The following is a 13,055-nucleotide window of genomic DNA, read 5'->3' as shown; positions in this document are numbered from 1 at the left end:
CTACCCTTTCTTCTTCTTGGCCTTTTTCCCCTTCTTTTCTCGTTTTTCATTCCCTTGCAAAGAGTCTGAGTTAGTAGCAATAATTTCCTTTACCCGGTGGACGGCCTCATCAATAACTTGAGCTACAGCTTTTTGAGTAGCACTAGCGGTATCTTGGGTGGCGTCAATCCGATTGCCTAGAGCTCGTCGCGTTTTACCGGCTCTGCCCTGAGCTCCGGCGATCGCATTCTCGATCTGAGCAACTACAAACTCACGCGTCTGATCCGCTTTCTGTTTGGTGTCGTCGATCAGTTCGCTAGCCCGCTCTTGAGCAATACCTGCCGTCACGGCTGTCTTCTCTTTGGCATTCTCTACGCCCCGATCAACCCCGTCGGACACGGTCGATCGACCGTCAACTAGGGTGCTTTCGACCGTATCTGATACTTCTGAGGCCGGTGAAACAGCATCGGCGATCGCGTCTTTTACCCCTCCTACAACAGTCCTCACCGAGTGATTAATGGGGCTGAGCTGATCTTGAAGCGCCTTTTTAGGGTCTGATTGAGCTACTGCCTGAGAAATTCTATTGGCAGCAACTTGAGAAACTTCGGCAATCACAGCCGCTGCCACTACAGAGCCAAGCTCTCGCGGGCTGATCCCTAAAACTGTAGTATCGTTTTGGGGCTTCTTGCTCTCAGGTTGATTGCTCTTAGGTTGACTAAACTGAGTACTCTTTTTGCTGTTTTTCTTCTTAGCAGACTTGGCAGACATGGTGTAACTCTCCGTTCCCAATTCATAAAAGATGTCGCTAACTAACAGCAGGTTTGAGCAACTACGTTTGCCCCCATGAGTTGTTGTCTCACTACCGCTGCTTGAGCGCATAGACTAGAGCCTTTCACCTTAACGATGGCTTAATCGCAGTGCGTCTGCTCTGCGATGGATATGCGGTGCTGATGACAATCTTGATGAAACCTACAAACTCTCCCGCAACCGAGATGGTCTACGCTTAGAACATTATTTTTCTCTAGAGCCGATCTAATGCGCGTAGAAGCTTGCTGCCAGGTCCTACTTGAGCACCTGTTGCCCGACCTTGACCCGCAGCGCCAGGGGCTTTGTGTCGATGTCGGGGTGGGCACCTTTGCCTTTTACTGTGAGCTGTTTGCCCGCCTCGGGTTTACCACCGTCGCTGTGGAACCTTCTCCTACCGACAAACTACGAACGGTCTGTCGGCAGTACCCCATTCGGCTAATTGAGCAGTGCTTATCAGATCGGGTCGGTACCCAAACGCTACACATGGGTCAGTTTGCCAACCTGGCCAACAGCAACTTTAGCTCCTTGGCGGCCGATTGGTTCGGGGCTTCTAGCACCACTTGTCAGGTGCTTACCCTCGATCTGGCGACCCTGCTAGAACAGGTGGCCGCTACCCAAATCACCGCCTTTAAGCTAGATATCGAAGGGTGGGAGTCGGTCGTGATCCAGCAGTTTGCCGCACTGCCTGCCGAACGACTGCCCCAGATGGTGATGTTTGAGTACGGCGGTGGCAGCCGCCGCAACCAGGGTGAAAAGGGCTGGTCACCCAAATTTTTGACGGGCACCATGGATTGCTTGCAGACTCTGCAACAGCGAGGCTACGGCTTTAGCATCATGGTCGACTACGCTGCTGGCACCCAACCTAAGGTGTTTGATCTCCAGGCCCTAGATCTGGCCCGAGAGGCCCCCTTTTACCCCAACGGGGTCTACGGCAACATGCTGTGTTTTTACCAGCAGCAGTTCTCCGCCGAACGCATTCAATCGATCTGCGCGCCCTACGGCGGCGGTTTAGCCAACTGGCTGGTCAGCAAGCTGGTGTCTTAAGGAGTCTCTTGGGCCAGGCGTCTCAATTGGTTAGCCTAGGCCCTAAACCCCTTGGGCACCTGCTCGTTGGAGTAGTAGTGCCACAGAGAAGCCACCGGTTCTTCTGCCTCGATCGCGCTGCCAACGGGGGCATCAGCGGCAGCCACCAGGAAGGCATCGGGGTCAGACCGGTAGGCGGCCAGCAGGGCCTTCTCTTCGGCGGAAAGATCGGGCGAGCTATCCTGCTCAATCTCTTCGAAGGTAGTTTCGATCAGCTCCATCTGTGCCTCGGCGGCGCTGAGTTCGTGGTGGGTCTCAGCGTTGAGCAGTTGCTCGAGGGGTTGTAGTTCGGCCACGTGGCTGGCGAGGGCTTGCAGCCTCTCCTCGTAGGCGCTGGTCAACTGCTGGAGCTCTTGCCGGTGCTGGGCCTCTTGCTGATCGAGGGCAGCTTGCAGCCGCGCTTCCTGCTGCTCTAAGGTCGTTTGCATCGCTGCCTTTTCAAATTCAGCGGTGCGTAGTTTAGACTGATGAGTCTTCAGCGCTTTCAGCAGCGGCACCATTTGCCCCTTTAGGGTCATGTGCTCTACATCGAGCTGATTAAACCGCTCAGACAGCGTAATGTAGGCGCGACAGAGCCGGGTGTAGCGCTCTACCATCTGATTGACGTGCTGAAAGTTTCTCACTGCCGTCTCCAGGCGATCGGTAACCATAGCAACATCCTGCCCATAGGGGCGAGTGGGGGCGAGCGGAAACAGGGTTTGATTAGCCCTACTTACCACGTTTGTCCTCAAGAATTCAAGCCGCAGGAGATACAGTTTAAGGACAAATTTAGACTCTGCCGACCAGCCTTATTGCCGCCAGTTAGTTCTTAGTCTGCCGCAGGTTGTATTTCAGGGGAGGTTTTGGTTAATGTGTCAGAATGATGAGTAATTTCCAGCCCGTCTTCGCCCCCACCCCGGCAGTGCTGTGCGTACTTATAAAAGCCAAAAGATCGACCAGAACGCCGACTACCCCTGCCCCTGTCGTCGCAATGGATGTATTAAGCCCATTACCCTGACCGAGGCCTTTGGCTGCGATCGCTGTCAGCAAATCTTTGTTGTGCAAGACGATGGCTACGTGATCGAGCAGCTGTCTACCCACTATCCCTACAAACGACTCTGGCGTTGGACAGGGCAGCAGTGGCGACTCGATCGCTCCTCCCTCAACGTGAGCTACTTACCCTTGGTAGTGCTGGCTGCCTTTGGCCTGATGGTGTTCTTTTTGCTGCTGGCTACCCTGCAAACCCCCGACGGTGCCCAGTCGGTGGCGCGATTGCTGACTACCCTGGCTGTGTCGCTGGCGGTGGTGGGCATATTTTGGCTGGCCTCTCGGCGTTAGGCCCATGGTAAATCTAACCACCCAAGCAGACTTTAGCGCCGCGGTTGAGCAGGTGCGCCGGGCCGGTCGCGATCTGGTCGCCGCTGGGTTCGACACCCAGAGCCGGCTGCTCGAGGCGGTCGCCTCCGCCATTGAAGCCAGCTTTGACGATATTCTCGAAGCCAACACCCTCGATCTCGAGGCCAGTTTGGAAATGGCTGTGCCCGAACGGGTGCTCGACTGGCTAAAGCTCACCCCCGAACGACTGCAAACCACTGCTAAAATTCTGCGGCGACTGGCTTACCTAGGCGACCCTCGGGGGCTGCTGCACCCCGCCCCCAGCCGGCTGAGCAAGGCTGTGGCGGGCTATGGGCAGGTGGTGCCCCTGGGGGTCATCGCCATGATCTATGAGGCATTTCCGGAACTGGCGGCGATCGCCGCCGGGTTGAGCCTGCGCACGGGCAACGGTCTCATCCTCAAGGGCAGCAACGAAGCCAGTCAAACCAACCAGGCGATTTTGCAGGCTATCCACCAGGCCTTAGACTCCACAGGGCTATCTCCCTACTGCATTCTGTCGCTGACCGAGGAGCAGGGCGACGTCGCCCGGGGCTGGCTCTTGCAGGATCCTGGCATCGACTTAATTATTCCCTACGGTCGGCCAGGGCTGGTGCAGCAGGTGGTGCGTCAGGCCGGAGTGCCCGTGCTACCGACAGCGATGGGCAACTGCTATCTCTATTGGTCGCCCACGGGGCAGCTCGACAGCGTCACCCACATGGTGATCGACAGCCATCGCGGGGAGCCCGATGCGGTCAATGCTGTAGAAAAGGTGCTGTTCCACCGAGGCGGCAATCCTTCTGCCCTAGTGCAGCTGTGCCATACCTTGTGGGACCAGGATTTTGAGGTACTGGCCGACGAGGACCTCCTGCCCGATCTGCCCCATGTGAAACCGACAGTAGACGTTGATTGGAAGCGCCCGTTTCTAGGTAAAACGGTGGCTCTACGCTCGGTAGACAGCGTGCAAACAGCGGCCACGCTGATCAACCGCTACAGCAGTGGCCATGCCAATGCGATTGCCACTGAAAGCTACGCCGAAAGCAGCCGCTTTACTCAGCTTGCTACCAGCTCTGTAATCTATATCAATACCTCTCCTCGATTCGTGCGGAACCCAGCCCAAGCATCCTCTATTGCCCTGGGGATGACGGCCCAGCGCGGTCGCTGCAACGGCTTTGTGGGCCTTGGAGCCTTCGTCACTACGCAGCATATTTTGCAGGGCCTAGAGTAGGTCCGATCAATCGTGAGAGTGAGGATTGGTAGTTCGCTTAGAGCTGGTGCGATCGCACCACGTCAATACCACTCCATAGTCGATAGCTCCTCCAAATTTGGAGGAGCTATCGACTGTGGACTCGCAAATCTGCCACTCCTACCTGTTGGGAAGCCACAGGTGTTAAGTTATGGCGATTCAGGGTATGCAGAACGTCTTAACCTATCTGGTAGAGAATATTCCTAGAACAGTACTTTCTATTTGCCCATACCAAGATAATCAAGAGCCATTTGAATAGTTCCGCAATCCACCTTGAAGGGATCTTTAAAGGGAGATTTCCGGGCATCAGGAGTTATCTTGGCAAAATCTAGTGCCTCGAGCATTTTGGGGGTAATCTGACCTCGTACACAACACCACTTGCCATTTAAGGCGTTAGTCATGTACCGATTTTCGTAGAAGTTCCATGAGGGAGACATCAACTCAATTAACTTAAGTCCGCTACCTGGCTCAGCATTGTCTCTCATGCCGACACGGTTTAAAATAAAATTGCTGCTAGCAGCACCATGAACTACTACCACTTCCTTAGCATTGCGAGCAATTGACCATTCTTCATCAATCGCCAGGTCCTCAAAGTAAAGGGTTTTAAACCCTCGCTCCTCCATAAATTTAGTAACTTCGTCATTATTGATTAAGCTACGGCTTCCCCGGCGAGGGATAAAGATTCTTTCAGGAGTTTCTTCTTTGTATCCCGGAAAATCGAAGCCAAAAAATTGAGGCCTAATGCTGAAAACCCTGTGCTCTGGGCAGGTGACAATCTCACCACGAACATTGTCATCTGTAAAAATGAGAGGAAAGCCCAGCAATCGGTATACTTCCATGGTCATGCTGTATTTAGGCACCCTAGAGCCTAAAACAACATGAATTTCAATATCTTTTTGAAAATGTTCGCTTAAGAACTTTCTTGCTAAGAGAACTCGAGTTGCAACATTCTCAAGAATGTGACCGATGTTCGTAAATACATCGAAGCGAGCGTCAAAGATAAATTTCCCCGAATAGTCGAGCGTTTTCTCTCCTTTTATCGCCCTGGAGAGAAATAGTTGAGCTCTCCGCTTCCGGCTAAGGGCGGCTGATTTTGTTGTGGCTACACCAGAATTTACCCTAACTTCTCCTTCGAAAGGCTCAAGGTATTTTGCTGGCATGATCACTGGCTCAGGAGCTGGACGCCATACATCCATCGCACCGGTAGGGAAGCAGTACATCATTGAAGATGCGACTTCAAGTCCTGGGACTTTATGTTTCAGAGTTAAATCCATTTCAGACCCTTCAAAAAAGTTTTCAGTTAATTAATGAATTTAGAAAAATTACTAGCAACTACAAAACGAGCAGGGTTGCAAGATCGCAAAATCGAGTACTTATGATTACGAATAACGTCGCAGTTGAGAATGACAGACCTAATATAGAAGCAGAAGCCCAGAGTTGTATCCTGCCAAATTCGATCTCTCTTGTAACTTTACCGACCCTAGGCCTGAAACGCTTCAAGTGTTAAGGAAGAGTGAAGCCCATGCCAGGAAGCACTCACGCTCGTTACCTACATCAGCTTGAACGAGCGTAGATACCTGTCTTTGCACCCACCCTTTGAGTTTGCGGGTTCTGCCCAGTGAAGGCGTAGCTATGACCGGTTAGGCATGGAAAGACTCAGTCTATCTAGTCATGCCCGCCGTTCACAGCCGTGACCTGTGCGCCTTCTCATGGTCTTTAATGCCCTGGATACCCGAACGCTGTGGATAATACGTTCAGGAAGCTATCCTACTCGGCTTGTCTCGGGCAATGAGTGTTTGTCACTGCTGCCAAGTTTGGGGCACCTGGGACTATCACACCCTACGCAAAGATAAGAGTTTAGCTGGGTAGGATTATGGCTTAAGAGGCGATCGCATCCGCCAAGCGGTCAATAGCACGACGCCCCCCAAAGCGCTGAGCAATGATGTCGTCGTAGGTGTCAGCAATGGTCACCACTGAGAGAATGCAGGTCTGTAGCTCCATCAAATCCATGTTTTCGCCACCCAATACATTTTCGGCAAAGAGCACCTGATTAGCCTCATCGAGGTGAAAGGCTCCGAAGCGCATACGACGGTTTTCGGTGAGCAAAAAGTGCATCAGCTCATGGTCAATGGTGCTACCGACAGTCACACAGCTAGTAGCGCGCACCGTCGCCAGGTTAGCCTTCTCCCAAGGGTGTACCTCCCAAGGCATCACCTCAATCTCAACGAGGGTAGAGCCATAGAGGATGTCGAATTGGGGGATATCGGGGTAGACCCGCAGGCTGTCTTTAAACAGATCAGCCGTTTGCAGGTACTCGGCGACTTTGGTGTAGGTAAGCGCCTGAACGTTGCTGACAAAGGAGATAGCCATGGAGGGGTGGGGAGTAGGGAGTGAGGGTAGGGCGTTGCACCCTGCGCAGCGTACAAAAACCGAGTTTTTTGGGGGATGCACAGGCTAGCTATTCGGGTGGCAAAGAAACCTAGTCTTGTCCTGGCGTTCTACATGATGAACATTTTTTGATCGAGGGATTTGGGGATGTGGGAGTCGGCGAACTGCTGAGGGCTTTCATCGGACTCTAGGCGGCCGTCGACTAAGTTGATGATGCGATCGGCCACATCGAGAATGCGGTTGTCGTGGGTGACCATGAGAATGGTGCAGCCCTTTTCGCTAGCTAGGTGCTGCATCAAGGTCACCACGTCGCGGCCCGACTTTTTGTCGAGGGCGGCGGTGGGCTCGTCGGCCAAAATTAGCTTGGGCTGGTTGACCAAGGCGCGGGCGATCGCCACCCGTTGCTTTTGCCCCCCGCTCAGGGCCGCAGGTTTGTAGTCGGCCCGCTCCGCCAGCCCCACCTGGCTGAGAATATCCACCGCCAGCTGTCGCTTACCACGAAAATTGCCGGTTAGTTCCACCGCCATCTCCACGTTCTGGGCCGCCGTCAGCGACTCAAACAGGTTGTGCGCCTGAAAGATAAAGCCAATGTTGCGGCGAATTTCGACTAGCTGGCGATTGCCCATGCCTACCAGTTCCTGGTCGAGCACTTTAAGGCTGCCTTCGCTGGCCGATCGCAGCGCCCCAATCAGCGTCAGCAGCGTGGTTTTGCCCGAACCCGAAGGACCGGTCATAATCACAATCTGGCCAGGGTGCAGATCGAGGCTAATGTCAAAGAGCACCTGCTTGCGCAGATCGCCTCGGCCAAAGAAATAGTCGAGGTGACGCACCTGCACCGAGCTAGCGGTAACCTCGGGCGCTGGGGAAGACGTAGACAATGGCGTAGCACTCATAGGCCAAATACCTCTGCGGGGTCAGTACGCTGCACCTTACGCACGGCTACAGCGCCAGAAATTAAGCACATAATGAAAGTCGCTAGATACAGGTTAACCACCCGCTCTAGGGTCATCTTAAACAACAGGCCGGTGACGGTGGCCCCCAGGTTGTAGAACAGGGCGCTGATCAAAAAGCCCGGCACAAATCCCAGCACCGAGAGAATAATCGCTTCCTGAATCACTACCCCAAACAGATAGGCGTTGTCGTAGCCGATCGCCTTGAGGGTGGCGTACTCCGACCAGTGGTCGGCCACATCGGTATAGAGAATTTGGTAAACCAGAATGATGCCCACCACAAACCCCATCGCGGTCAGCAGCGAGAACACAAAACCAATGTTGGTATTGACCTCCCAGTAGGTGCGCTCGCGAGCGATGAACCCCTCAGGCCCTTGCATTGGCAGGACCAGCACGTCCTTGGGCAGCCCGTCGCTGAGGGCTTGCACCAGAGCCCCGATGTCGGTGCCGGGAGTAACCCGCAGCAGGCCAATGTCAGCGGTGGCAAAGCTGCGCTCCTCTTCCTCGGGGCCGCGATTGGCAAAAAACCGCAAAAAGTTTTGGTCGCTCATGATCAAGTTACCGTTGCCCGAGGCAAAGTCGGTGCCCAGACTAAAGGTGCCCACAATGCGAATCTCGCGGTCAGCCAATTCGGTAATCACCCCGGTTTCGCGGGGGCCGACCTCGTCACGCGATCGCTCGTCGATCATGGCGGTGTTGGGCAGCCGCAGCTCCTGCTGGCGGGCCAGCACCTCGGGCATGGGCAGCACCGGGTCGGAGGGGTTGTAGGCAATTACCCGCACCGGACGGGTTTTGCGGGTGTCGGGGTTTTTCCAGCGGGCGTCGCTGAGGTAGATAGCATAGGACCCCTCTACCCCATCAAAGGCCTGGGCCTGGTAGAGGCGGCGGCGGGCAAAGGAGCGGGGCACAAACATGTTCTCCTTTAGCCGGTTGACGATCACGATTTCGCCGTTGAGCTTCTCGAGCAGCTGGGTTTGGCTGTCGTAGAGGGCGTTTTTGAAACCGGTGAACAGAAACATCAGCAGCACCGCAAAGGCCACCCCAGCCATAGAGGTGAGAAATTTTTTGCGATCGTGAATCAGGTTGAGGAGGGCGAGGGGGGTACGCTGCATGGCGATGTTGAATTAACGCTCTAGGTGGCGGTAGGGTGGGCACTGCCCACCCTTGACCTTCAGGACTGAACGGATTTGCTGGGTTGTGCAGGCTGGTTAAGCAGAGATGGGTGGTGGGCAATGCCCACCTTACTAAGCGGCTGAGACCCCGCCAACCGAGGGCAATCAAGCAGCAGGTGGCTAGCAATCCTAGAGACTGGTTGATCTACGGCGGGAAACAGCAGCGGCAGAAAACGTTGAGTCATACGGGCGATCCTAAACGGCTGAGCGAATAGAGTGTCTTTTTGAGCAAGGCGATGCCTTAGACAGTGGTTGCAGGCCGGATAGCTGCACGCCAAATCGGTTGCATCCCAGCTCCAAGCTCTACGTTTTCGGGCGCTAGTGGTCATGCAAATACCTCCGCAGGGTCAGCGGTGACGGCCTTACGCACCGAAATCAACCCCGACAGGGCACACATCAGCACCGTTAGGGAAAACACAAAAATGACTCGAAACACCGTCATCTGCATGGGCAGGGTGCCCGCCGTGGCGTTGTAGGCCAGCTGGTAGAGCCCTAGCGCCAAAATTAACCCCGGCACGTAGCCCATTAGGGCCAGCAGTAGCGCTTCTTGAATTACGGTTTTGAACAGATAGCCGCCGCTGTAGCCGATCGCTTTGAGGGTGGCATATTCCCGTAGGTGGTCGCGAATATCGGTGTAGAGAATCTGATAGACAATCACGGTGCCCACCACAAAAGAGACCACTACCCCCAGGCCAAAAATAAAGCCAATTGAGGTGGTTTGAATCCAAAACCGACTCTCCTTAGCCACGATTTCGGGCTTGGTATAGACCTCCACATCGGCGGGTAGCTCTGCTTCTAAGGCGGTTTTCACCCGCTCGGCGTCAGCACCGGGCTCTAGCAGAATCAGCCCTAGATTGACTTGGTCCAGCGGGCGCGGGTCGAAGTAGCGGCGAAAGTTTTGGTCGCTCATAATTAGGGTGCCATCGGCAGCGAAGCCGCCCCCTAGGTCGTACTGGCCGGCGATGGTGATGCGGCGGCGATCGGCTTCGGTCTCGAGACCCAGGGTTTGAGGGCCAAACTCGGGGCGCGATCGCCGATCGATAAAGGCCGCATTAGGCTGCTGTAGCGCTCGAATGCCCTCAGTTGTGTTCAGCTCGGGCATGAGAAACACCGGGTCGCTGGGGTTGAAGGCATAGACAAACATTGCCCGGCTGAGGCTAGTTTCGGGGTTCTTCCAGAGAGCATATTCGGCATAGAGAGGCATCACCTGCTGCACTCCCTCAATACCTGCTGCCTGATACAACCGCTCCCGGGGAAACGCTTTGGTCGAGCTAATCTCTAGGGACTGGGGCGAGATCAGAAAAATATCGCCGTTGAACTGGTCGTAGAAGTTGACGGTGGTGCTAACCAGCGCCCCCAAAAATCCCAGATTCATAAACATCAGCAGCACCGCAAAGGTGACCCCAGCCACGGCCACCAGCAGGCGGGGGCGATCGTGCCGCAGGTTGTACCAGGCCAGGGGAATGCGGGGTAGGGAGGGAAATTTCATCGCCACCTCCTAGGGTTCAATGTCGATGGCGACGTCGACCTGGAGGTTGGTGAGGGCCGCCACCGCATCGCTTTGGTCGACTTGCACCCGCACCTCGACCACGCGAGCGTCGGCGTTGGCGGCGGGGTCGTCGTCGAGCACGTCATTTTTGGCAATTTGCAGGCCAATTTCGCTAACGGTACCGGTCAGGGTCTCGCTAAAGGCCCCATTACGGCTGGTAATGGTAGCCGGCTGCCCAACTTCAACCAGGCCAATATCAGTCTCGTAGACCTCGGCTACCACTACCATCTGACTGGTGTCGCCGAGGGCCAAAATGGGGCCGTCGGCTGGGGAAACAGCCTCCCCAGGGTAGGCAAAGATATCAAGCACCTGACCGGCCTGGGGCGATCGCACAATGGTGCGGGCCAGCTGGGCTTCAGCCAGAGCTAGGTTTTGAGCGGCCGAGTCAACCTTGCTGGCCACTTGGTCGCGGCTAGTGGTGGCCCGGGCCGAAACCACCTGGGCCTGGGCATTTCTGATGTCGCTGAGGCGGGCCTGCTCCAGCCGCTGCTTAGTCGCCTGAGCGTTGCCTAAATCGGCACGCAAACTATTGACGGTGGCCTGCTGGCGGTCTAGCTCCTGGCGCGAGATCGCCCCCGATTCGTTGAGGGCTTGAAATCGGGCCAAATCAATTTCAGCAACGCTCAGCTCGGCCTGGAGGCTCTCAACGGCGGATTGCTGAGCGGCGATCGCGGCCTGCTGCGGCTCGTCGATCTGACCAACCCGAGTGCTGGCCTCTTGCACCTGGGAATTGCCTAACGTCGTTTCGGCAGCGAGCTGGGCCCGAGCCTCGGCTAGCTCACTGGCGGCCACATCGCGCTCGGCCCGACGCACATCGTAGGTGTCCAGGTAGGCCAATACTTGGCCTGCTTGTACCTGGTCGCCCTTCTCCACCTCAAGGCGATCGATGCGACCGGCTTCGGCCGTGGCCACGTCAATGACGCGGCTGGCCGGCTCAATTCGCCCTAGAGCAACCACCTTCACCTGCTGCGGGGGCGGCAGCTCGGCCTGCTCGCGAGCGGCCTGGCGGCTTTGCATGACGTTGCGCACCGCTATGGTGGAACCGGCCCCGACTAACAGCAGGGCACCAATCAACAGCCAAAAACTCGGCTTTCTCCAGGGCTGAATCGGGTGGGTAGACATAGGCGCGTAGGACAACTGCACTGAATTTAACTGAACGGTGTAGTTTAGTCAATGGGCAAAGGCAGCCGAATTGAGGCGAGACCCGAGGCGATCGCCGGATATTTCCCGTCAAGCCCTTAGGCTAGCGAGGTTCAGAACTTAGTTGCCGCCAACGGCCTAAGGCGTCGGGCTAGATGCTGGGGTTCCGCCAGCGCTGGCAGGTGTTGCTCCTGAAGGTTCAACGGGTGTCGCCGCTGAACCTTCAGCAGGTGGAGCCTCAACGGTGAGAGGACTTGCAGTAGGTGGAGAAGCCGTAGCCGGGAGGGCTGGAAGCGGATTGACCACCCCAGGCGGCGTATCGTTGAGGCGCCTTAGCTCTTCCACTGGGGCAGCAGGAGTTGTGAGCAGCAAGTCTTCTACTCCCTGGGTGCTGACCTCAGAGGCAAAATCATTAATTAAGGCAGGATCTAAAATTGCGTTTTCGGTATTAAAGGGAGTCTGCTGCTCTAGGGTGCGTAGCAGATCGGGGCGCACAGCGGCCAGGGGGTCATTGCGGTCGGGGCGATAGGCGGGGTCGTCTAGGTGCAGACCTGCCATCAAAACGCTGGTCTGGTAAAACTCCAGCAGGTCAAACTCCACAACCTGCCAGCTACCGTCGCCAATAAAGGCCATTTGCCCTCCATAGAGCGCCAGCTCTTGGCCCGTTTCGGCCGCTGTCACCAGCACGGGAGCTGTGAGTAAGTCGGCCAGGGCCATTACTAGGGTCAGCTGCCGAGAGGGCACGTAACGCACTACCACGGCAGTGCTGTTGAGCCCCACCGTGGCGTTCGGGGTTTGGACCGTCGTCCGCCCCTGGCTGGGAGGTACAAACAGGGCCACCGTACCTTGGTTCAGCAGCAGCTTCCGGGTGTCGGGCCAAAATCGCAGGCTGGCCTGCTCGCCTACCCGAGTCAGCGATCCATCGTTGAAGAGCACCTCGGCCCTAGCCGCAGCGCCGGTGTTCAGAATCTCCCCTGGGCAAAAGCAGTCGGCCACGGCGGCCGAGCGGGTGTTGCCGCTGGCGGAAACCAGACTCACTTGATAGGTGCTAGTTCGTAAGTTAGCCCAGGCCCAGGACACCTCTGCCAGACCCGGAGACGCGATCGCAGTACTGCCTGCAATCGCCAGCAGCAGCGCCGAAAAACCATTGGTATGAAAAACCATAGCTCAGTGAAGAGTGACCACTAATTACAGCAGGCCCATAGCCCTAAGGTAGATGCGGCCAATGCCCTAGCCCCTGACGGCTGGGGATTGTGGGTAGAATACCCCAACAGTGGCAGTTTAGCGCCAGGGGTAACACCATCAACTCAAAACTGGAGCAGCGCTGTCGCCGTTTTGGCAAGGTATTAGCAGACTGGGCGCTATCGAAGCGGAGGCTTAGCTCTATGGTA

13 protein-coding genes are annotated in these 13,055 nt (G+C 55.9%); 3 read left to right on the top strand and 10 right to left on the bottom strand.

The features are described from left to right. Nucleotides 1-858: a hypothetical protein gene (locus H6F75_RS02220; RefSeq protein WP_190748808.1), complete on the bottom strand. Its 858-nt coding sequence runs from the start codon at nt 856-858 to the stop codon at nt 1-3. A gap of 156 nt (nt 859-1,014) precedes the next feature. On the opposite strand from H6F75_RS02220, the gene H6F75_RS02215 reads away from it, so the two are divergent. Continuing rightward, nucleotides 1,015-1,830 carry an FkbM family methyltransferase gene (locus tag H6F75_RS02215; RefSeq protein ID WP_190748806.1) on the top strand — a complete coding sequence of 272 codons (816 nt, stop codon included), beginning with the start codon at nt 1,015-1,017 and terminating at the stop codon, nt 1,828-1,830. Nucleotides 1,831-1,865: 35 nt separating this feature from the next. Here the strand turns inward: H6F75_RS02215 and H6F75_RS02210 are convergent, their stop codons facing one another. Next, nucleotides 1,866-2,519, bottom strand: coding sequence for a hypothetical protein (locus H6F75_RS02210; RefSeq protein WP_190748804.1), 654 nt, complete (start codon nt 2,517-2,519; stop codon nt 1,866-1,868). A 256-nt stretch (nt 2,520-2,775) separates the two neighbouring features. On the opposite strand from H6F75_RS02210, the gene H6F75_RS02205 reads away from it, so the two are divergent. Both H6F75_RS02205 and H6F75_RS02200 read left to right on the top strand, forming a co-directional pair. Beyond that, entirely contained in the window at nt 2,776-3,186 is a 411-nt protein-coding gene (locus H6F75_RS02205; RefSeq protein WP_190748802.1) for a hypothetical protein, read from the top strand. A 4-nt stretch (nt 3,187-3,190) separates the two neighbouring features. Then, a complete protein-coding gene (locus H6F75_RS02200) occupies nt 3,191-4,447 on the top strand; it encodes an aldehyde dehydrogenase family protein (protein ID WP_190748799.1) in 1,257 nt (418 codons plus the stop codon). Between the two features lie 236 nt (nt 4,448-4,683). Here the strand turns inward: H6F75_RS02200 and H6F75_RS02195 are convergent, their stop codons facing one another. The 8 genes from H6F75_RS02195 to H6F75_RS02160 form a co-directional block, all read right to left on the bottom strand. After that, nucleotides 4,684-5,739, bottom strand: coding sequence for a glycosyltransferase family 61 protein (locus H6F75_RS02195; protein WP_190748797.1), 1,056 nt, complete (start codon nt 5,737-5,739; stop codon nt 4,684-4,686). A 604-nt stretch (nt 5,740-6,343) separates the two neighbouring features. After that, a complete protein-coding gene (locus H6F75_RS02190; RefSeq protein ID WP_190748795.1) occupies nt 6,344-6,835 on the bottom strand; it encodes a hypothetical protein in 492 nt (163 codons plus the stop codon). 128 nt (nt 6,836-6,963) lie between these two features. Continuing rightward, nucleotides 6,964-7,746 carry a DevA family ABC transporter ATP-binding protein gene (locus H6F75_RS02185; protein WP_190748793.1) on the bottom strand — a complete coding sequence of 261 codons (783 nt, stop codon included), beginning with the start codon at nt 7,744-7,746 and terminating at the stop codon, nt 6,964-6,966. Beyond that, a complete protein-coding gene (devC, locus tag H6F75_RS02180; protein WP_190748791.1) occupies nt 7,743-8,915 on the bottom strand; it encodes an ABC transporter permease DevC in 1,173 nt (390 codons plus the stop codon). The genes H6F75_RS02185 and devC (H6F75_RS02180) overlap by 4 nt, the downstream gene beginning before the upstream one ends. 59 nt (nt 8,916-8,974) lie before the next feature. Further along, a complete protein-coding gene (locus tag H6F75_RS02175; protein ID WP_190748789.1) occupies nt 8,975-9,160 on the bottom strand; it encodes a hypothetical protein in 186 nt (61 codons plus the stop codon). Nucleotides 9,161-9,300: 140 nt separating this feature from the next. Further along, nucleotides 9,301-10,464: an ABC transporter permease DevC gene (gene devC / locus H6F75_RS02170; protein WP_190748787.1), complete on the bottom strand. Its 1,164-nt coding sequence runs from the start codon at nt 10,462-10,464 to the stop codon at nt 9,301-9,303. 9 nt (nt 10,465-10,473) lie between these two features. After that, the gene (locus H6F75_RS02165; protein ID WP_242019601.1) at nt 10,474-11,646 is read right to left on the bottom strand and encodes an efflux RND transporter periplasmic adaptor subunit; all 1,173 of its coding nucleotides are present in this window, start codon (nt 11,644-11,646) and stop codon (nt 10,474-10,476) included. Between the two features lie 156 nt (nt 11,647-11,802). Beyond that, nucleotides 11,803-12,828: a FecR domain-containing protein gene (locus tag H6F75_RS02160; RefSeq protein ID WP_190748785.1), complete on the bottom strand. Its 1,026-nt coding sequence runs from the start codon at nt 12,826-12,828 to the stop codon at nt 11,803-11,805. Nucleotides 12,829-13,055: the final 227 nt, after the last annotated feature.

The sequence above is a fragment of the Nodosilinea sp. FACHB-131 genome, assembly GCF_014695395.1.
In the GTDB taxonomy this organism is placed as follows: domain Bacteria; phylum Cyanobacteriota; class Cyanobacteriia; order Phormidesmidales; family Phormidesmidaceae; genus Nodosilinea.
Note: the sequence above shows the minus strand (reverse complement) of the source record. Positions and strands in the feature narration are given on the sequence as shown.